Below are 18660 nucleotides of genomic sequence, written 5' to 3'. Positions count from 1 at the left end.
CGGAAATTTACTCGCTTCGCCCTCCCCTTGGCAAAAAGGGGCCGACCTTATCAAAGGACACAGTCTATGCATGCTGAATACAAAGTCCCTGGCGGCAAGCTGGTCGTGATCGATCTGGATGTCAAAGACCATATGATCGAACAAGCACGATTGAGCGGCGACTTTTTTCTGGAACCCCCCGAAGCACTAAGCCTGATCAACCAGGCTCTGCAGGGTCTGTCCGTCAACAGCAGTGCCGAAGAAATTGCGGCTCACGTTAGCCGCGCCCTGCCTGCCGACATCGAAATGTTCGGTCTGGACCCGCAGGCCATTGGCGTGGTCGTGCGGAGGGCCTTGGCATGATGAGCTGGAACGAGTTGCCCTGGGAACTGGTCCATATGGAGCCGCAACCCGCTGCCCTGCATATGGCCCTAGATGAAATCATCACCCAGGAAGTCAGTGAAGGCACCCGCGCCCCCACCCTGCGCATCTGGGAGTGGCAAGAAGCGGCAGTGGTGATTGGGCGTTTCCAGTCCCTGCGCAATGAAATTGAAGCCGAGGCAGCTGCCCGTCACGGTATACGCGTCGTGCGCCGTATCAGTGGCGGTGGTGCCATGTTCATCGAGCCAGGCAACACCATAACGTATTCGCTTAGCGTACCCAAGCAGTTTGTAGCCGGCATGACGTTTCAGGAGTCCTACGAGTTTCTGGATTCCTGGGTGATCGAAGCCCTACGGGAAATTGGTATTGATGCCTGGTACCAACCGCTGAACGACATTACCAGTGCTGGTGGAAAAATTGGCGGCGCCGCACAAGCACGCCGTGGCAATGCTGTATTGCACCATGTGACCATGGCCTACGATATTGATGCTGACAAGATGCTGGAAGTCCTGCGCATCGGTAAGGAAAAACTCTCGGACAAAGGCACCACCAGCGCCAAGAAACGCGTGGACCCTATCCGCAGTCAAACCGGCATGAGCCGCGAGGCTGTGATTGAAGCCATGCTGGACGTGTTCCGCAAAAAGACGGCACTTCAACCCCGCACACTGGAAACACCCACACTGGAGCAGGCCGAAAAACTGGCACGGGACCGTTTCCTGTCAAACGACTGGACACAACTGGTGCCCTGATCGCCCCTTGGAACAGCACAAGGGCGTGGCCTTAAAACCCGCCCATGCTGCCCAACCACAACAAGCCAGGAATACTGGCACCCCACACGGCAACCAAACATACATCCATGACCTTGGCCTTGAAAGACAGAGGCTTGGTAAATGGACTGGACGAGGCCGCGGAACGGACAGGGCCACGGAAACGTGGAGTGGCTTGAGGACGGTAATGACGGCTTGGACTGGACATGGCTAACTCCGTTTACTGTTTTCTTATACAGTACTGTACTTAAAACCAGCATCGAGTGCAATTAGTACCTGCGCTGATGTTGCGCCTTGTCCACTGATGCGCTGAGCCCAAGCGAGAGCCGTCTACCTGAAAAGGCTGTACCCACAAAAAAGCCCTCGTACCATAAGCAGGAGGGCTTTTTGTCTGAGCCTAAAGGCCAAGTGGCGATTACTTGTTAGGCTGAGGCGTCACACGCAGGTAAGGACGGATCTCGGTGTAGCCTTTGGGGAATTTCTGCTTCAGAACTTCCGGATCTTTCAGGCTGGGAACGATGATCACGTCGTCGCCGTCTTCCCAGTTCACTGGCGTGGCCACGCTGTGGCTGTCGGTCAGTTGCAGGGAATCGATCACGCGCAGGATTTCGTTGAAGTTGCGGCCCGTGCTGGCTGGGTAAGTGATGATCAGACGCACTTTCTTGGCCGGGTCGATGATGAACACCGAACGTACTGTCACGGTGGTGCTGGCGTTGGGGTGGATCATATCGTACAGATCCGACACCTTGCGGTCAGCATCAGCCAGGATGGGGAAGTTAACGGTGGTTTTTTGAGTTTCGTTGATGTCATCAATCCACTTGCCGTGGGAATCAACGTCGTCAACGGAAACGGCAATCACTTTCACGCCGCGCTTGGCGAACTCATCCGCCAGCTTGGCGGTGTAACCCAGTTCGGTGGTGCACACAGGCGTAAAGTCGGCTGGGTGGGAGAACAGAACGCCCCAGCTATTACCCAAGAACTCGTGAAACTTGATGGTGCCAGCGGAGGATTTTTGTTCAAAATCAGGGGCCAGGTCACCCAGACGAAGTGTAGCCATTACGTTCCTCTTTTCGAAATGCAGCCGCGATCAGGAGATCACCGACTTAAATAATCAGGACTAGTCAGATGATTTTGTCAGTATAAAGAGTACGTTTCAAATAATTAAACGTTATATCAATATACCCAAAAAAGGCCCGGCAGCCAAAGAAGCTGCGCGGGCCTTCATGCCTTGGGGCTGATCGAGTTACAGCAACTCAGTCGACAGGTAAGGAGTCAGCTCCACACCATCCGCTACGGACTGTGCCAAGGCACCGGCACGTGGCAGCAAGTGGCTGGCAAAGAACACGCTGGTCGAGAGCTTGCGGCGCAGGAATGGATCCTGACTGCCTTCGCTCAATGCTTTCTCTGCAGCCAAAGCGGCACGGGCCATTTGCCAGCCAGTCAGCACATAGCCGGACAGCATCAAGAATGGCACGCTGCCAAGGAACACGGCAGGCAGGTCTTTCTGAGCGTTCATCAAGGTGAACATGGCAGCGCGTTCCACGCTCTTCACACCGGCTTCCAGACGATCGGCGATCAGGGTCAAGGCCGCTTTGTGATCACCGCCTTGAGCCGCACGTTCACGCAGCTTGGCAACAGTTGCGCCCAACTCGGGAGCCAGACCCTGGATCACAGCGCCGGCATCACGCAGAACCTTGCGACCGATGAAGTCATTGGCCTGAATCGCGGTTGTCCCTTCGTAGATAGGCAGAATGCGCGAGTCACGGTAATGCTGGGCCGCACCAGTTTCCTCGATAAAGCCCATACCACCGTGCACCTGCACGCCCAGGGAAGTCACTTCCAGGGACATTTCAGTGCTGAAACCCTTGACCACAGGCACCAGGAACTCGTACAGGGCCTGGTAGCGCTTGCGGGCATTTTCGTCAGCACTGTGACGCGCCTTGTCATTCACACCGGCAGCAAAGTAAGCCAAGGCACGGGAGCCTTCTGTCAGAGCACGCATTTGCACCAGCATGCGCTGCACGTCGGGGTGATGGGCAATCGACACAGCCTTGCCGCCAGTCAGAGGCGCACCCTGCACACGCTCGTTGGCGTACTCAAGAGCCTGCTGGAATGCACGTTCGGCCACGGCGATACCTTGCACGCCCACCGCGTAACGGGCCGCGTTCATCATGATGAACATGTACTTCAGGCCTTCGTTTTCCTTACCGACCAGGTAGCCGACGGCACCCTCGCCCACATCACCCTTGCCCGAGCCGTACAGCAGCACAGCGGTTGGGCTACCGTGGATGCCCAGTTTGTGCTCCAGCGAAGCACACCAGACATCGTTACGCGCGCCCACGGAACCATCGTCGTTCACCATGAACTTGGGCACGATGAACAGCGAGATCCCTTTCACACCGGCAGGCGCATCAGGCGTACGAGCCAGCACCAGATGGACGATGTTCTCGGCCATATCGTGCTCACCGTAGGTGATGAAAATCTTTTGACCGCTGATGCGGTAGCTGCCGTCATCCTGAGGAACAGCACGGCTGGCAACCTGGGCCAGATCCGAACCGGCCTGAGGCTCGGTCAAGTTCATGGTGCCGGTCCAGCGGCCTTCCAGCAAAGGAGGCAGGAAACGTTGTTTCTGTTCTTCCGAGCCAACCATGGACACAGCTTCGATTACGCCGTCGGTCAGCAAAGGACACAGGGAAAAAGCCAGGTTGGCAGCATTGATGTTTTCACATGCCACGGCGCCGATCAGCTTGGGCAAGCCTTGGCCACCCAGTTCGGCTTCGTGCTGCAAACCCTGCCAGCCAGCTTTTGCAAATTCTTCAAAGGCTTTCTTGAAGCCGGGTGTGGTGGTGACCACACCATCATTCCACTTGGCGCCATTCTGATCACCGGCGCGGTTCAAAGGTGCTACTTCCTGCTCAACGAAGCGGGCGTTCTCATCAATAATGGCATCGATCAACTCGGCCGAGAAATCCTCAAAGCCAGGCAATTCCAGCACACCAGGTAAATCAGCCAGCTCTGTAAGTGCAAAGCGGATGTCTTGGGTGGGTACACGATACGTCATGAACACTCCTACACAGAAACAAAAAGGACCGAAGCCACAATCAGGCCCCTAGGATATACGCACTGAAAAAAAGCCTGCTGGAGAAGTCCCCAGCAGGCCGATGGGCGCTTAGAGCGCTTTTTCTAACTCAGGCACAGCTTCAAACAGATCCGCGACCAAACCGTAGTCGGCCACGCCAAAAATAGGCGCTTCGGGATCTTTGTTGATCGCCACGATAACCTTGGAGTCTTTCATGCCAGCCAAGTGCTGGATGGCACCGGAAATACCCACGGCCACGTACAGCTGAGGAGCCACGATCTTGCCTGTCTGACCCACCTGCCAGTCGTTCGGAGCATAGCCGGCGTCCACTGCAGCGCGCGAAGCACCCAGTGCGGCACCCAACTTGTCAGCCAGACCGTCCAGCAATTTGAAGTTTTCGGCGCTGCCCATACCGCGACCACCGGACACGACCACACCGGCACCCGCCAGCTCAGGACGGTCGCTCTTGGCCACTTCACGGCTGACGAACGTAGAACGGCCCGAATCAGCCACGGCGCTCAGCTCTTCGACAGCGGCGCTACCACCTTCAGCGGCCACAGCGTCAAAGGCGGTGGTACGCACGGTGATCACTTTAACGGCATCGCTGGACTGAACAGTCGCCACAGCATTACCGGCATAAATAGGACGGGTGAAGGTATCCGCCGACTCCACGGACAAAATGTCCGACACTTGGGCAACATCCAGCTTGGCCGCAACGCGAGGGGCAATGTTCTTGCCCGAAGCGGTTGCCGGGAACAGGATGTGGCTGTAATTGGAGGCGATGGCCAGCACTTGGGCAGCCACGTTCTCGGCCAGTCCTTCAGCCAATGCAGGGCCATCGGCCAACAGGACTTTGCTGACACCCTGAGCCTTGGCAGCCGCCTGGGCCACGCCAGCAGCCTGGTTACCTGCGACCAGAACATGCACATCACCGCCGATCTTCTGAGCGGCAGCCAGGGCGTTGAGTGTTGCAGCCTTCAGCTGCTGATTGTCGTGCTCGGCAATAACAAGGATAGCCATTTAAATCACCTTCGCTTCGTTCTTCAGTTTCTCGACCAGTGTGGCAACATCGGGCACCATAATGCCGGCAGCACGAGCTGGAGGCTCAGTCACTTTCAGAGTTTTGATACGAGGAGCCACATCAATGCCCAGTTCTTCGGGAGTCAGGGTTTCCAAAGGCTTTTTCTTGGCCTTCATGATGTTGGGCAGTGTCACGTAACGAGGCTCGTTCAGGCGCAGGTCGGTGGTGATCACAGCGGGCAGGCTCAGTTTCAGTGTTTCCAGACCGCCGTCCACTTCGCGAGTGACCGACACGCTGTCGCCCGAAACTTCAACTTTGCTGGCAAAAGTGGCTTGTGGCCAGTCCAGCAAGGCAGCCAGCATCTGACCAGTCTGGTTAGCGTCGTCGTCGATCGCCTGTTTGCCCAGGATCACGAGCTGAGGCTGCTCTTTGTCCACCACGGCCTTGATCAGCTTGGCCACGGCCAAGGGCTGCAATTCAGCGTCGGTTTGCACCAGGGTGGCCCGATCCGCACCAATGGCCAAGGCCGTGCGCAGCGTTTCCTGGCTTTGTGCAACGCCGCAAGAAAGAGCGATCACTTCAGTGGCTGCACCGCTTTCTTTGAGGCGAGTGGCCTCTTCGACAGCGATTTCGTCAAAGGGGTTCATGGACATTTTCACATTGGCAATGTCCACCCCGGTTTGGTCAGATTTCACGCGCACCTTGACGTTATAGTCAACTACGCGTTTCACGGGTACTAACACCTTCATGTAATGTTCTCCAGTGCAGTCTTAAATAAAAATTATTCTGTTGAAATAAGGCTTTAGAAGAATTCCAAAGCCCGAAGCCACTCGCCTAAAGCCCGGCGAAGGCCTTGATGTGAGCCACCACGCTGCGCCCCAGGGACGAGGGATCGTACCCCCCTTCCAGCATACTGACCAGACGTTGTCCGGCACTAGGCGCACTGGCCTGGACCACCATAGCGGTCAATTCCGCATAATCGGCCTCAACCAAGCTGAGCTGTCCCATTTCATCTTCACGGTGGGCATCAAAGCCGGCCGAGAAGAAGACAATTTCAGGGGCAAACGCCTCTATGCGGGGCAAACAAACCTGTTTGAACAGATCGATAATCTGAGCAGACTTGGTGTAGGCCTCAACCGGTATATTTACCATGTTTTGCGCCGCCGGGTCCTGAAAGGAATCAGGAAAAAACGGGGACTGAAAGAAACTGCACATCAGAACCCGCTCGTCGCCGGCAAAAATCTGCTCGGTTCCATTGCCGTGATGCACATCAAAATCCACGATCAGCACACGCTTGAGGCCATATTTTTCCATCGCATAGGCCACGGCCACAGCGATATTGTTAAAAAAACAAAACCCCATCGCCCGCGCCCGCTCGGCATGATGACCGGGAGGTCGTACCGCACAAAATGCGCCCGTCGCCCCTTCGTCCATGACGCCATCGACTGCATCCAGGCCCGCTCCGGCAGCGGCATAGGCTGCTTCCAGAGTGTGCGGATTCATCAAGGTGTCCGGATCGATATTGAAATACCCCTGCTGCGGCAATTGCTCTTTGAGCTTTTGCACATAAGCGGCATCGTGTACCCGCAAGATATCCTCATCCGTCGCCAGCCTTGCCTGTCGCTGAGCCAGATAGGATGCCAAACCGCTTGATAGCAGTTGATCGTTTATGGCATCCAGTCGCTGCGGACTTTCCGGATGCCATCGGCCCATCTCATGCAAATGGCATGATGGATGGATAAAATATAGTGTCTCCATGAGGATGGATTATGTTCAGACCCACTCGAATTTTGCAAGCAGTACTGATCGCGCTGAGCACTGCCGGCTGCGCCACAACCACTTCCCAAGCTCCGTCCACGGACACCAAACCCAGCAGCGGCGCGGCTTTCCAGACCTCGGCCAAAAAAACCGGCACCGTCGCAATCAAGGCTTTGGCCGAACCTGCGTCCATTCAGGCCGGTGAATCTCGCTCTGGTCGGACACAATTTTTTAAATTAAACGGTGAATTAAACGATGATATTGCGAGCTACGCCCAGGAAGTGGCGACAGTACGCAAGATCCCACTGGATGTCGTCACCGATATGTTGCAGCAAGCTCAATATAACGAGACCGCCGCCAAATTAATGCGCCCCACCAAAGGGCGCATCAAGCGCAGTTGGGTAACGTATAAAAAACGCAATGTAGACCCGGCCCGCATTCAAGGTGGCGTCCAGTTCTGGCAAAAACATCGCCTGGCCTTGGACCAGATTTCCAAAGACTATGGTGTACCGCCCTCTATTATTGTGGCCATCCTGGGCGTGGAAACCGTCTACGGCAAAATCATGGGCGACTTCAAAGTGCTGGATGCCTTGTTTACGCTGGGCTTTGCCTATCCGGATGACAGCCGTCCCGAGCGTGGTCAGTTGTTCCGTGATCAATTAGCGGACCTGATCGAATTGCATTATCAAGGCGAGCTGGACGCACGTATTGTTCAAGGCTCGTTCGCAGGCGCTATGGGTATGTCCCAGTTCATGCCCGGCAGCTTGATACGCTATGCCGTCGATGGCGATGGAGATGGCCGTATTGATCTGCGCAATAACCCAGCCGATGCCATGGCGTCGATTGCCAACTTCTTGCGTGCACACGGCTGGGAACCCGGCCTGCCGGTTTTCGCTCCGGTCGAATTGAGTAACGCAAGTAAAGCGATGGTGGACGGCGGCATTTATCCCAAACTTAGTTGGGCACAATTGAATAATGCCGGTGCGACGGTGAAAGGTCAGAGCCAGAACGCAGGCCCCTGGCAGCAGGCTCAATTAGGTGTAGTGAACCTGGTGGACGAGCCACGCAATACCACCGAGTATCGCCTGGGCACGCCCAACTTCTTTGCCATTACCCATTACAACCGCAGTTACTTTTATGCCAGCTCGGTCGCCGATCTGGCTTCCGAACTGGCCAAACAAATGGGCTATGGCAACCCTAATTAATTAAAGATGCCGGTAGACAGGTAACGGTCGCCACGGTCGCACACAATGAACACGATCGTGGCGTTTTCTACGCGCTGAGCAACGCGCATGGCAGCCACCAAGGCACCGCCGGACGAAATACCGGCACAGATCCCCTCTTCAGCGGCCATACGGCGCGTCATGATCTCGGCCTCTTGCTGGCCAATTTCCTCGAACATATCCACTTTGGAGGGATCGTAAATTTTGGGCAGATACTCTTCTGGCCATTTACGAATGCCGGCAATTTGCGCCCCTGGTGCAGGCTGAGCCCCCACCACCACTATGCCGCTGTTCTGGCTGCGCAAGTAATTACCCACCCCCATGATGGTGCCCGTCGTGCCCATGGCGCTGACAAAGTGAGTGACCTGACCATCGGTTTGCTGCCAGATTTCCGGGCCGGTGCTATGCACGTGCGCCGCTGGATTATCCTTGTTGGCAAACTGATCCAGCACCTTGCCCTGCCCTTCAGCCTGCATCTTCAATGCTAGATCACGGGCATATTCCATACCGCCTTGATCCGCAGGCGTCAGAATCAACTTCGCGCCATAGGCTGTCATGGAAGCACGACGCTCCAGCGACAGGTTATCGGGCATGATCAAAATCATTTTGTAGCCACGCACGGCCGCAATCATGGCTAAGGCAATACCAGTATTGCCACTGGTGGCCTCGATCAAGGTGTCTCCCGGCTTGATATCACCGCGGCGCTCGGCCTCTTGAATCATGGAACTGGCAGCACGGTCTTTCACCGAACCGGCAGGGTTATTGCCTTCCAGCTTGGCCAACACGACATTACCGCGTGCCTGCCCAAACTCGCCTGGAATACGCTGCAAGCGAACCAAGGGGGTTTGGCCAACGGTATCTTCAATGGTGGGATAGTTTTTCATCGATCAATCTCTTACCTTGAGCAAGAAGGCAGCCAGCTCGCACTGACTGCCCATGCAGACTAAACAAACTACTAGCTTAAAGCGAGTCTACGCCCAGGGCTACGGCTTTCTTCTTATATCCGCATCGACCGTATTGGAAACCGCCTTGCTGGCGGCTTTGGCAGGCTCCACTTTCAGGCCCGACTGCTCCATCGTAACGATCTTTTTCGCGCCTATCCCTTTGACCCGGTCCGCCAAATCCTGCAAAGAGTCGAAAGGGCCACCCCGCTGGCGCTCCTCCAGAATCAACTCGGCCGTGCGGGGGCCTATACCTTTAATTTGCTGCAATTGTTGAGCATCAGCCGTATTCAAATCCACCGCGGCAGCCAAGTTCCAGGGCCCCAATAAGCATAGGGCAAGCAGAAAGCGAAGAACGGACGCACGCCAACCTTGCATTGAGTGCAACCAGCGATGGGAAACGGGGGACAAAATCAGGGAGGTAGACATGATAAAGGCTCCTTGGAAAGAAGCCTTTATGGTGCTGCCTGGGTGAATGCAAAAGCGGGCCGGAGACCGCATTTAGCCATGCGTGGCAGCCCGCATGGACTTTAAAGCCCTACTGCTTAGCGCAGAGCCCCCGACTGCAGCAGACGGCGTACGTACTCAGCGACACCCGTCTGTACATCGTGGAAAGGCTTGTCGTAACCAGCCGCACGCAGCTGTGTCAGGTCTGCCTGGGTGTGGCTTTGATAACGGCCTTTCAGATCATCGGGAAACGGGATGTATTGCAGAAACTGCTGCGTCACCAACTCTTCCAATGTCAGGGTAGGCAAGCCATCATGCTCACGCAAGGTGTTGACGACGGTCTGGGCTACATCATTGAACGGCTGGGCACGTCCCGAACCGCAGTTGAACACGCCCGACTGCTTGTCCTGACCCAGGAAATGCAGATTCACCGACACGACATCATCAATAAAGACGAAGTCACGTTGCTGACCACCATCCACATAGCCATCCCAGCCACCAAACAAGAGCACATGACCGTCGCGACGGTATTGCAGCATATTGTGATAAGCCACCGAGGCCATACGACCTTTGTGCTGCTCTTGTGGACCATAGACATTGAAGTAACGCAGGCCGACCACTGGCGCACGCAGACTATCCAGATGACGACGCAGCACTTGGTCGAACAGAAACTTGGAATAGCCGTAGACGTTCAACGGCGCTTCGTTGCTGAGGTCCTCGGCATACAAGGGACCCGCACCGTAAACAGCGGCGGACGAAGCATACAAGAGAGGAATACGCTTGGCCTGGCAGTACTCGAAGATTTCCAGCGTCACGCGGTAGTTGTTGTCCATCATGAACTGACCATTGCGCTCGGTCGTATCCGAACATGCGCCCTGGTGCAACACAGCTTCAATATTGGAGAACTCGTCGCGCGCCAACCGGGCACGGAAATCGTCCTTGTCCATATAGTCGGCAATTTGGCCATGCACCAGATTGACGAACTTGTCGCCATCGCTCAGGTCGTCCACCACCAGAATGTCAGTCACACCCTGCTGGTTCAGGCCTTTCACCAAATTGCTGCCAATAAAGCCAGCGCCACCGGTCACTACGATCATGCCAATTCCTTTGCCGTCACAATGGACGTACCCAATTTTCCGACCACGATACCACCCGCGCGGTTCGCCCAGCGCATGGCCTGCAACCAGTCCAGACCTGCCGCTCGCATCACCGCCAGCGTTGCCAATACCGTGTCCCCGGCACCCGAGACATCGAACACCTCTTGTGCCTGCGCATCCACATGCTCACGCCCCTGCTCGGTGAACAAGGTCATCCCTTGTTCGGAACGGGTAATCAGCAAGCATTCCAAATTCAGCTTGCGACGCAAATCTTGAGCGCGTCGCATCAAATCATCTTCATCTTTCCAGGCGCCCACGGCTTCCTGCATTTCGGAACGATTCGGCGTCAGGATAGTAGCCCCTTGATAGCGCTCGTAGGTTTTGCCTTTGGGATCGACCAGAACAGGAATGTTCTTCGATCGTGCCAACGCAATCAAACTTTCTACCTGGGCCAAAGCGCCTTTCGCGTAGTCCGACAAGACCAGCACCTGATGCTGATCCAGCAAGTCGCTCATGTTTTGCTGCAACTGATCCAAAGCGCTGCTGGCCGGGCTTTCTTCAAAATCCACGCGCAGCAATTGTTGCTGGCGACCCAGCACGCGCAGCTTCAACGACGTAGGCATGATCGGGTCTTGTACCCAGTGAGCCTGAACATGGTCCGCTTCAGCCAGTTCACGCACGGTCTTGCCCGCTTCGTCCTGCCCAATCACGCCCAAGAGACTGGCCTGGGCACCCAAAGCGGCAATATTGCGTGCCACGTTGGCGGCACCACCCAGACGGTCCTCTACCCGCCCCATCTTGACCACAGGAACGGGTGCTTCGGGAGAGATACGATCCACATCGCCAAACCAGTAACGGTCCAGCATGACGTCACCCACGACCAGCACACGGCTGGCAGCAACAGCCTCACCAGGGAAGGTCATCATTTCAGCTCCTCAAGGCGGCGAGGTGCATAGGTTTCCCAGGAGTTGCAGCCGGGACATTGCCAATAGAAATGGCGAGCCTCAAAACCGCAAGAACTGCAGGAATAACGATCCAGACGCTGGGTGTGACGATGTATCAAGGAACGCAGCAGGCTTAAATCCGCACCTGCAATAATCTGATCGACACCGACAGCCTCCGCGCCTTCGGTACTTTCCTTGCCCTGCCCTTGATCCTGGAGTTCAACTTCCAGCATCTTGTCCAGACCCAATAAAGAAGGATGGGCACGCAAGGCATCACGGGCAAACGCCCAAGCCTGCAAATGGCCTTCCTGTTCGCGCAGAACACGGAACAGCACATTGAAAATATCCAGGCTGGGATGCTGCTGATAATGACTGCGCAACATGGCAACGCCCTCTTCGCCCCGACCCAGCTTGCGGTAACTGTCCAGCAGCTCGGTCGCGTACAGGCCCACATATTCAGGCGCACTGCTCAAAATGGAAACCAGGTAAGCCCGCTCCTGCTCGCTCTGGCCTTGCATACGCGCCACACGAGCACGCAAACCGGCAACCCGCGCCTGAGAAGCATACATGCCTTGGCCCGTGCCCAGCTTGCGAATGGCATTATCCGCCTCGTCCAAAGCTTTGGCGGCACGTTCAAAATCAGGCTGCTTGCCTTGCAACGCCCCTTCAGCCTGCTCACACTGGTAATGCACCAGTTGCGGCACAGGCTCATCGACCAAGGCACGCAAACGGCGCACCGCTTCAATGGCACGCGGCCAATCGTGCTCGGACTCATAAATACGGATCAAGGCGCGCATGGCCGGAATAGCAAAGCGCGTTTCACGCACCGCTTCAAAAGCGGCCTCGGCCCGGTCCAGCATGCCAGCTTTCAGGAAATCCTGGGCAATCTGAAACTGGGCATTTTCACGATCTGCAACCGGCAAATCAGCGCGCGACAGCAGACTTTGATGCACTCGGATGGCGCGCTCCATTTCACCACGACGGCGAAACAGGCTACCCAGTGCAAAGTGCAGCTCGGTGGTTTCGGGGTCCAGCTTGGCCACTTCCACAAAGGCGTCAATGGCACGATCCGGCTCTTCATTGAGCAGGAAGTTCAAACCCTTGAAATAGGAGTCCGGCAAGGTGCGAGTTTCGGACATCATCTGTCGAAAATCCACCCGCGCGGCGACCCAGCCCAAGGCAAATAGAATTGGTACAAAAACCAACCACCAGGTTTCAAAATCCACTGTTTACTCCAAGGACTTACAAAGGCGCCAGCGGGGCGACGGTCTCGGGCGCCACAGCAGCCGTATTCACGGGCGATTGCTGCGCTTGCTCCAGTCTGTCTTGCAGACGGTCCATTTCGCGGCGCAAGCGGTTGACCTCGCGACGGCGGCGCATCACCGCGCCCACCATCAAAAGCAGCCCCAACACCAAACCTAAAATAAACGCGGCCAGCATTACGACGATCAGCGGAACGTCTTGAATAATATGCTCGGCGAAAAAGCTGACTTGCACCGGTTCCGTGTTTTTCAGTGCGAACAGCAGCACGATCACAAAAACGAGCAGACGCAGTACCCAGACTAGATAGCGCATTTTTAGGGCTCCAACAGTGTTTTTATAATGTCTGATTGTACGTGCAAGCGGAATTTAGCGCACACGCAAAACAGGCCCTGAAAAGGGCCTGTGTAATCAGTATGCAAGTAGGTCTTAACCGTGACGGACTCTCGCATTGAGCTGCTCGAAGGCAGACGACTGGTCGTCTGCTTCGATTTGCTCTTGCTCGAGAAAGACAGAATCGACTCGCTCGCGCAATTCCTTGCCGGCCTTGAAGTGCGGCACCTGTTTACCAGGCACCATCACTTTTTCACCCGATTTGGGATTGCGCCCTACCCGCGGCGAGCGGGTAGAGAGCGAAAAGCTGCCAAACCCTCGGATTTCGATCCGTTGACCGCTGGCCAGGGCCTGGGTCATAGAATCCAAAACCGTTTTCACGGCGAAATCCATATCGCGCAGAGCCAGCTGCGGATAGCGGCTGGCCAACAACGCGATCAGCTCAGACTTTGTCACGCTGATTAACCGTCGTCACGTTGCTGCTGGTCCAGCTTGGCACGCAGCAGAGCACCCAGATTGGTCGTACCGGACGAAGCGCTGGCTTCGGTCAGGCGGGCCATGGATTGAGCGGTTTCGGCGGTATCACGAGCCTTGATGGACAACTGAATCGAACGGGTCTTGCGATCCACGCTCAAGATCATGGTTTCGATTTCCTGACCTTCTTTCAGAGCCGTCGTGGCATCTTCAACACGGCCCGAGGAAATCTCGGAGGCGCGCAGGTAGCCTTCAACGTCCAGCGACAGAGTTACAACAGCACCCTTGGCTTCCACGGACTTGACGACGCCGCTAACCACAGCACCCTTGTCGTAGGTTGCTACGAAGTTGTTGAACGGATCGCCTTCCAGCTGTTTGATACCCAGGGAAATGCGCTCTTTGTCGGTGTCGATGCCCAGAACCACGGCGTCAACTTCGTCGCCCTTCTTGAAGTTGCGAACGGCTTCTTCGCCAGTCTCGGACCAGGACAGGTCGGACAGGTGAACCAGACCGTCGATGCCGCCAGGCAGACCAACAAACACGCCGAAGTCGGTGATGGACTTGATGCCACCGCGAACCTTGTCGCCGCGCTTGAAGTTGATGGCGAAATCTTCCCATGGGTTGGCACGGCACTGCTTCATGCCCAAGGAGATACGACGACGATCTTCGTCGATTTCCAGAACCATGACTTCGACTTCCTCACCCAAGGTCACAACCTTGCGTGGGTCAACGTTCTTGTTGGTCCAATCCATTTCGGATACGTGAACCAGACCTTCGATACCGTCTTCCACTTCAACAAATGCACCGTAGTCGGTCAGGTTGGTAACCTTGCCGAACAGACGGGTGTTTTGTGGGTAGCGACGTGCCAGACCGATCCATGGATCTTCGCCCAGCTGCTTGACGCCCAGGGAGACGCGGCTCTTTTCCTGATCGAACTTGAGGACCTTGGCTTCGATTTCCTGACCCACCTGCAGAACTTCGGATGGGTGACGAACACGGCGCCATGCCATATCGGTGATGTGCAGCAGACCGTCGATGCCGCCCAGATCCACGAACGCACCGTAATCGGTGATGTTCTTGACGATACCTTTGACGATAGCGCCTTCGGACAGGGTTTCCAGCAGTTTCTGACGCTCTTCGCCCATGGAGGCTTCCAGCACAGCGCGACGCGACAACACGACGTTGTTACGCTTGCGATCGAGCTTGATGACCTTGAATTCCAGGGTCTTGCCTTCGTATGGCGTGGTGTCCTTGACAGGACGCAGATCAACCAGCGAACCGGGCAAGAAGGCGCGGATGCCGTTGGTCATGACGGTCAGACCGCCCTTGACCTTACCAGTGATGGTACCGTTGACCAGTTCGCCGGACTCAAGCGCTTGCTCGAGGGACAACCAGGCCGACAGACGCTTGGCGCGGTCGCGGGACAGAATGGTGTCACCGTAGCCGTTTTCGAAGGCGTCGATTGCCACGGAAACAAAGTCACCAGCTTGAACTTCCAGTTCGCCCTGATCGTTCAGGAACTCTTCCAGAGGGATCAGTGCTTCGGACTTCAGGCCAGCATTGACCAGAACGTAGTTGTGGTCAATACGCAGAACCTCGGCGGAGATAACTTCGCCGCTTTTCAGGTCTTGGTTTTTAATGCTTTCTGCAAACAAATCGGCAAAGCTTTCGCCGCCCGTTGCGTCTGTGTGAAGGTTAGTGGACATTAAATCAATCCGTTAGCCAAAATGGCCATAAAAAACACACCAGGCAGAACCCGGTGGAGTGAACAAAGCCCGATCAGCACGGGATTAGGCTGTCGGGACCGCAATGCCCGACCAAAGGTCGAGCACCTTATTTACAACTTCCTGGATGCTGAGCTGGGAAGAATCCACAATGTGGGCACCCGGCGCAGGCACAAGCGGAGCATGAGTTCGAGAACGATCACGTTCGTCGCGCGCACGCAAGTCCGCCAAAAGACTCGTAAGATTAGCAGAAATACCCTTTTCGCTCAACTGTTTACAGCGTCTTTGGGCTCGCACCTCCGCATCTGCCAGCAAAAATATCTTTAAAGGTGCGTCCGGGAACACAACTGTGCCCATATCGCGCCCATCGCCCACCAAACCGGGGGCAACGCGAAAATCCCGCTGCCGTTGCAAAAGTGCCTCACGCACCAGAGGCAAGGCCGCCACCTGAGAGGCCAGATTTCCTACCTCTTCCTGACGAATAGCGTCGCTGACGTCATCGCCATCCATGTAGATATGGGGGTAGTCAAAATGCACGTTCAGGCTCTGGGCCGCATGCTGGACCTGGGCCTCGTCCTGGACATCCACGCCGCGACGCAGGCAGGACAAGGCGGTCAGGCGATACAAGGCACCGCTGTCCAGCGTATGCCAGCCCAGCCGCTGCGCGACCAGGGAAGCAATCGTCCCTTTACCGGAAGCGGTAGGGCCATCAATGGTTATGACGGGAATGCTCAGCTCTGTCATGCCTGCACCAATTGTTCAAAAACAGAAAAATACTCGGGGAACGTCTTGCTGACACAGCCGGGATCCAGAATGGTGACCGGCACCGGGCCAAAGCTGGCCAGTGAAAAACACATGGCAATGCGGTGGTCATCATACGTTTCGATGCTGGCCGAACGCCATTGATCGGCGGCAATAGGATGCACAGTCAGCCAGTCCGGCCCGGATTCTACTGTTGCCCCCAGCTTGCGCAATTCGGCCTGCATGGCATCAATACGGTCTGTCTCCTTCACGCGCCAGCTGGCGATATTGCGCAAGGTGCAAGGACCATCAGCAAACATGGCCATGGCAGCTGCCGTCATGGCGGCGTCAGGAATATGGTTGAAATCCAGATCAAAGGCCTTGAGCTTGTCGCCCTTGGCTACGCACTGACCAGAAACGATCAGTTCATTGGCATGACGCTCGATACGAGCACCCATGGCTTGGGCCACATCCGCAAACTGAATATCGCCTTGCAGACTTTCTGTACCCACGCCCTGAATACGTAGCGGGCCACCGCCAATAGCTCCCAAAGCGATGAAATACGAAGCGGACGAGGCATCGCCCTCCACCACGTACAAGCCGGGGCTGACATAAGCCGCATCGGCGGGGACAGTAAAGCTGCTCCAGCCGTCGCGCTCCACCTGCACACCGAAACGCGCCATCATGGCCAGCGTGATTTCAATATAAGGCTGAGAGATCAACTCCCCTTCCACCCCGATACGCAAAGGCTGGCCCGTACGAGCAGTCAACAAGGGAGCGGCCATTAACAAGGCTGTCAGGAACTGGCTGGATACCGAGCCTTTCACCGACACACGACGCTGATCAGCCTGTGCCAACTCACCAATCGCCAAGGGAGGATAGCCCTCTGCCCCCAGATATTGCACCTCAGCTCCCAGGCTGCGCAGCGCATCCACCAGATCCCCAATGGGGCGCTCGTGCATGCGGGCAATACCGCTAAGGTTGAAGCGACCACCCATCAAGCCCAAAGCGGCGGTCAAGGAGCGGAAAGCCGTACCGGCATTACCCAAAAACAGATCCGCATCGCGATGCGCAAAAGGAGCCCCACCGTCGATCACTACCGTGCCCTGCCCCAGGTCCTGCACAGCCACGCCCATTTGCTGCAGAGCGGCCATCATGACGCGGGTATCGTCCGAATGCAGCAAGCCTTCCAGGCGTGTTTGCCCTTGAGCCAAGGCGGCCAACAACAGGGCTCGATTGGAAATGCTCTTGGACCCTGGCAATTGCAGTTGTCCGCTAGCGCGGCTGACGGGGTTCAAAACAAGACTGTCGCTTTGGCTCATTGCAAACCACTCCTACTTGCCCAAAAACGGCGCGCCAAGGCAGCACGCTCTAAAAATTCGTATAAAGCCTGACCATCCTGGTCCTGCAAAGCCTGCTCGGCCTGATCCAGGGCCTGACGTACTTCCTGCAATTGGCCCAAGACAGCCTCGCGGTTGCTCAGAAAAATGTCGCGCCACACTTCGGCTGATCCGGCTGCAATGCGGGTGAAGTCCCGAAAGCCAGTTCCTGCCAAGGCAAAGCGCTGATCCGAGTTGGCACTGGAGGCCACCTGCCACATAAAAACCGAGGATAAAAAGTGCGGCACATGACTGACCGATGCCAGCACTTCGTCATGCGTGGCCGGGTCCATCAACATGACACGCGCCCCGCAAGCCTCCCACACGGCAATCAAACGCTCGCGTGCGCTGGCACTGTTTTCTTCCAGGGGGGTCAAGATGACGTTGCGACCGTCATACAGATCAGCACGCGCCGCTTCGGGACCTACGGTCTCCGCACCGGCGATGGGGTGGCCGGGAACAAACTGGCTGATACGATCACCCAGCGCATCACGCGCCACACTGACCACATCGACCTTGGTGCTACCTGCGTCGCTGATCAAGGTGTCGTCACGCAGATGGGGTCGCAAGGTTTTCAATACCGAGGCCATGGCCCCGATAGGCGTAGCCAACACAATCAGGTCCGCTTGCTGCGCGGCTTGCTCAAGCGTGGCGACCTCGTCGATCAGGCCCAGTTCTTGGGCACGTCGCAAGCTTTTCAGCTGCCGACCTACGCCCAGCACTTTTCCTACCGCCCCGGAGCGCTTGAGCGCCAGAGCCAAAGAGCCGCCAATCAAACCGACTCCGACGATCGCCAGCACCGGAACCAAGGGCGGCGGCGCCATAGTTTCTGATGACGCTATCATGATTAATTCCGTTCCCTCTCAGGCCGTCCATGCTGCGCGTATTGCGTGAAATAGCACGAGCAAAACCGGGATATTGATGCAGACTTTGCCAGACTGCTGTGTAAACCCCATCAAAGGATTAAAGCAACGCGCAAAGCCTCTATTTTGTCTAGCCAGTTCTTGATGACACAGCGCACCAAGCAACTGCGCAAGACAGACCGAAACAAGCAGATCCTGTGCGAGCCACTCGTCCTGACAAGGCATGTCCTGAACAGGCATGTCCCACAC

At 56.2% G+C, this 18660-nt stretch carries 20 protein-coding genes; 3 read left to right on the top strand and 17 right to left on the bottom strand.

Annotated elements, in window-relative coordinates; translation table 11 throughout:
* Positions 1–66 precede the first annotated feature (66 nt).
* Entirely contained in the window at positions 67–342 is a 276-nt protein-coding gene (locus D0C27_RS00765; RefSeq protein ID WP_137430206.1) for a lipoate protein ligase C-terminal domain-containing protein, read from the top strand.
* Positions 339–1109: a lipoate--protein ligase family protein gene (locus D0C27_RS00760; protein WP_035272697.1), complete on the top strand. Its 771-nt coding sequence runs from the start codon at positions 339–341 to the stop codon at positions 1107–1109. Before D0C27_RS00765 ends, D0C27_RS00760 begins: the two co-directional genes overlap by 4 nt.
* Positions 1110–1140: 31 nt before the next feature.
* On the opposite strand, the gene D0C27_RS00755 is transcribed toward D0C27_RS00760, so the two are convergent.
* The 6 genes from D0C27_RS00755 to D0C27_RS00730 form a co-directional block, all read right to left on the bottom strand.
* A complete protein-coding gene (locus D0C27_RS00755; RefSeq protein WP_026482961.1) occupies positions 1141–1335 on the bottom strand; it encodes a hypothetical protein in 195 nt (64 codons plus the stop codon).
* Positions 1336–1542: 207 nt separating this feature from the next.
* Positions 1543–2184, bottom strand: coding sequence for a peroxiredoxin (locus D0C27_RS00750; RefSeq protein WP_009455994.1), 642 nt, complete (start codon positions 2182–2184; stop codon positions 1543–1545).
* A 186-nt stretch (positions 2185–2370) separates the two neighbouring features.
* Entirely contained in the window at positions 2371–4188 is a 1818-nt protein-coding gene (locus D0C27_RS00745; RefSeq protein ID WP_083053350.1) for an acyl-CoA dehydrogenase, read from the bottom strand.
* Between the two features lie 108 nt (positions 4189–4296).
* Positions 4297–5226: an electron transfer flavoprotein subunit alpha/FixB family protein gene (locus D0C27_RS00740; protein WP_026482963.1), complete on the bottom strand. Its 930-nt coding sequence runs from the start codon at positions 5224–5226 to the stop codon at positions 4297–4299.
* On the bottom strand, positions 5227–5976 hold the full coding sequence (locus tag D0C27_RS00735; RefSeq protein WP_009456000.1) for an electron transfer flavoprotein subunit beta/FixA family protein: 750 nt from the start codon (positions 5974–5976) through the stop codon (positions 5227–5229).
* Between the two features lie 85 nt (positions 5977–6061).
* Positions 6062–6985 (bottom strand): histone deacetylase family protein, encoded by a 924-nt coding sequence (locus tag D0C27_RS00730; RefSeq protein WP_170978526.1) that lies wholly within the window; start codon positions 6983–6985, stop codon positions 6062–6064.
* A gap of 11 nt (positions 6986–6996) precedes the next feature.
* Here D0C27_RS00730 and mltB point away from each other — a divergent pair, with 11 nt between their 5' ends.
* Positions 6997–8190, top strand: a complete 1194-nt coding sequence (mltB, locus tag D0C27_RS00725; protein WP_137430205.1) for a lytic murein transglycosylase B — start codon at positions 6997–6999, stop codon at positions 8188–8190.
* Here the strand turns inward: mltB and cysM are convergent.
* From cysM to D0C27_RS00670, 11 genes are all read right to left on the bottom strand, one after another.
* Positions 8187–9092: a cysteine synthase CysM gene (gene cysM / locus D0C27_RS00720; protein ID WP_009456005.1), complete on the bottom strand. Its 906-nt coding sequence runs from the start codon at positions 9090–9092 to the stop codon at positions 8187–8189. The two genes, mltB and cysM, sit on opposite strands and share 4 nt — an antisense overlap.
* A 99-nt stretch (positions 9093–9191) precedes the next feature.
* Complete coding sequence (locus D0C27_RS00715; protein ID WP_115633863.1) at positions 9192–9578, bottom strand: ComEA family DNA-binding protein; 387 nt, start codon at positions 9576–9578, stop codon at positions 9192–9194.
* A 116-nt stretch (positions 9579–9694) separates the two neighbouring features.
* The gene (gene rfaD / locus D0C27_RS00710) at positions 9695–10693 is read right to left on the bottom strand and encodes an ADP-glyceromanno-heptose 6-epimerase (protein WP_083053346.1); all 999 of its coding nucleotides are present in this window, start codon (positions 10691–10693) and stop codon (positions 9695–9697) included.
* On the bottom strand, positions 10690–11619 hold the full coding sequence (gene rfaE1, locus D0C27_RS00705) for a D-glycero-beta-D-manno-heptose-7-phosphate kinase (protein ID WP_083053345.1): 930 nt from the start codon (positions 11617–11619) through the stop codon (positions 10690–10692). Before rfaE1 ends, rfaD begins: the two co-directional genes overlap by 4 nt.
* On the bottom strand, positions 11616–12863 hold the full coding sequence (gene lapB / locus D0C27_RS00700; RefSeq protein WP_009456011.1) for a lipopolysaccharide assembly protein LapB: 1248 nt from the start codon (positions 12861–12863) through the stop codon (positions 11616–11618). The genes rfaE1 and lapB overlap by 4 nt, the downstream gene beginning before the upstream one ends.
* 16 nt (positions 12864–12879) lie before the next feature.
* Positions 12880–13212 (bottom strand): lipopolysaccharide assembly protein LapA domain-containing protein, encoded by a 333-nt coding sequence (locus D0C27_RS00695; RefSeq protein WP_009456012.1) that lies wholly within the window; start codon positions 13210–13212, stop codon positions 12880–12882.
* A gap of 114 nt (positions 13213–13326) precedes the next feature.
* Positions 13327–13686 carry an integration host factor subunit beta gene (locus D0C27_RS00690; protein WP_026482971.1) on the bottom strand — a complete coding sequence of 120 codons (360 nt, stop codon included), beginning with the start codon at positions 13684–13686 and terminating at the stop codon, positions 13327–13329.
* Between the two features lie 5 nt (positions 13687–13691).
* Complete coding sequence (rpsA, locus tag D0C27_RS00685; protein ID WP_022983279.1) at positions 13692–15410, bottom strand: 30S ribosomal protein S1; 1719 nt, start codon at positions 15408–15410, stop codon at positions 13692–13694.
* Positions 15411–15494: 84 nt separating this feature from the next.
* Complete coding sequence (gene cmk / locus D0C27_RS00680) at positions 15495–16172, bottom strand: (d)CMP kinase (RefSeq protein ID WP_137430204.1); 678 nt, start codon at positions 16170–16172, stop codon at positions 15495–15497.
* Entirely contained in the window at positions 16169–17491 is a 1323-nt protein-coding gene (gene aroA, locus D0C27_RS00675) for a 3-phosphoshikimate 1-carboxyvinyltransferase (RefSeq protein WP_137430203.1), read from the bottom strand. Before aroA ends, cmk begins: the two co-directional genes overlap by 4 nt.
* Entirely contained in the window at positions 17488–18372 is an 885-nt protein-coding gene (locus D0C27_RS00670; protein ID WP_088450366.1) for a prephenate dehydrogenase, read from the bottom strand. The genes aroA and D0C27_RS00670 overlap by 4 nt, the downstream gene beginning before the upstream one ends.
* Positions 18373–18660 lie beyond the last annotated feature (288 nt).

Origin of the sequence: Alcaligenes faecalis (assembly GCF_005311025.1) — a bacterium.
GTDB lineage: Bacteria > Pseudomonadota > Gammaproteobacteria > Burkholderiales > Burkholderiaceae_B > Alcaligenes > Alcaligenes phenolicus.
Note: the sequence above shows the minus strand (reverse complement) of the source record. Positions and strands in the feature narration are given on the sequence as shown.

Excerpts from the sequence above, each read along its gene's own strand:
- rpsA (WP_022983279.1), bottom strand. The coding sequence starts at position 15,410 with ATGTCCACTAACCTTCACACAGACGCAACGGGCGGCGAAAGCTTTGCC.
- rfaD (WP_083053346.1), bottom strand. The coding sequence starts at position 10,693 with ATGATCGTAGTGACCGGTGGCGCTGGCTTTATTGGCAGCAATTTGGTG.
- D0C27_RS00715 (WP_115633863.1), bottom strand. The coding sequence starts at position 9,578 with ATGTCTACCTCCCTGATTTTGTCCCCCGTTTCCCATCGCTGGTTGCAC.
- D0C27_RS00730 (WP_170978526.1), bottom strand. The coding sequence starts at position 6,985 with ATGGAGACACTATATTTTATCCATCCATCATGCCATTTGCATGAGATG.
- D0C27_RS00735 (WP_009456000.1), bottom strand. The coding sequence starts at position 5,976 with ATGAAGGTGTTAGTACCCGTGAAACGCGTAGTTGACTATAACGTCAAG.
- mltB (WP_137430205.1), top strand. The coding sequence starts at position 6,997 with ATGTTCAGACCCACTCGAATTTTGCAAGCAGTACTGATCGCGCTGAGC.
- cysM (WP_009456005.1), bottom strand. The coding sequence starts at position 9,092 with ATGAAAAACTATCCCACCATTGAAGATACCGTTGGCCAAACCCCCTTG.
- rfaE1 (WP_083053345.1), bottom strand. The coding sequence starts at position 11,619 with ATGATGACCTTCCCTGGTGAGGCTGTTGCTGCCAGCCGTGTGCTGGTC.
- D0C27_RS00740 (WP_026482963.1), bottom strand. The coding sequence starts at position 5,226 with ATGGCTATCCTTGTTATTGCCGAGCACGACAATCAGCAGCTGAAGGCT.
- D0C27_RS00670 (WP_088450366.1), bottom strand. The coding sequence starts at position 18,372 with ATGGCGCCGCCGCCCTTGGTTCCGGTGCTGGCGATCGTCGGAGTCGGT.
- D0C27_RS00755 (WP_026482961.1), bottom strand. The coding sequence starts at position 1,335 with ATGTCCAGTCCAAGCCGTCATTACCGTCCTCAAGCCACTCCACGTTTC.
- D0C27_RS00765 (WP_137430206.1), top strand. The coding sequence starts at position 67 with ATGCATGCTGAATACAAAGTCCCTGGCGGCAAGCTGGTCGTGATCGAT.
- aroA (WP_137430203.1), bottom strand. The coding sequence starts at position 17,491 with ATGAGCCAAAGCGACAGTCTTGTTTTGAACCCCGTCAGCCGCGCTAGC.
- cmk (WP_137430204.1), bottom strand. The coding sequence starts at position 16,172 with ATGACAGAGCTGAGCATTCCCGTCATAACCATTGATGGCCCTACCGCT.
- D0C27_RS00750 (WP_009455994.1), bottom strand. The coding sequence starts at position 2,184 with ATGGCTACACTTCGTCTGGGTGACCTGGCCCCTGATTTTGAACAAAAA.
- D0C27_RS00760 (WP_035272697.1), top strand. The coding sequence starts at position 339 with ATGATGAGCTGGAACGAGTTGCCCTGGGAACTGGTCCATATGGAGCCG.
- D0C27_RS00695 (WP_009456012.1), bottom strand. The coding sequence starts at position 13,212 with ATGCGCTATCTAGTCTGGGTACTGCGTCTGCTCGTTTTTGTGATCGTG.
- D0C27_RS00745 (WP_083053350.1), bottom strand. The coding sequence starts at position 4,188 with ATGACGTATCGTGTACCCACCCAAGACATCCGCTTTGCACTTACAGAG.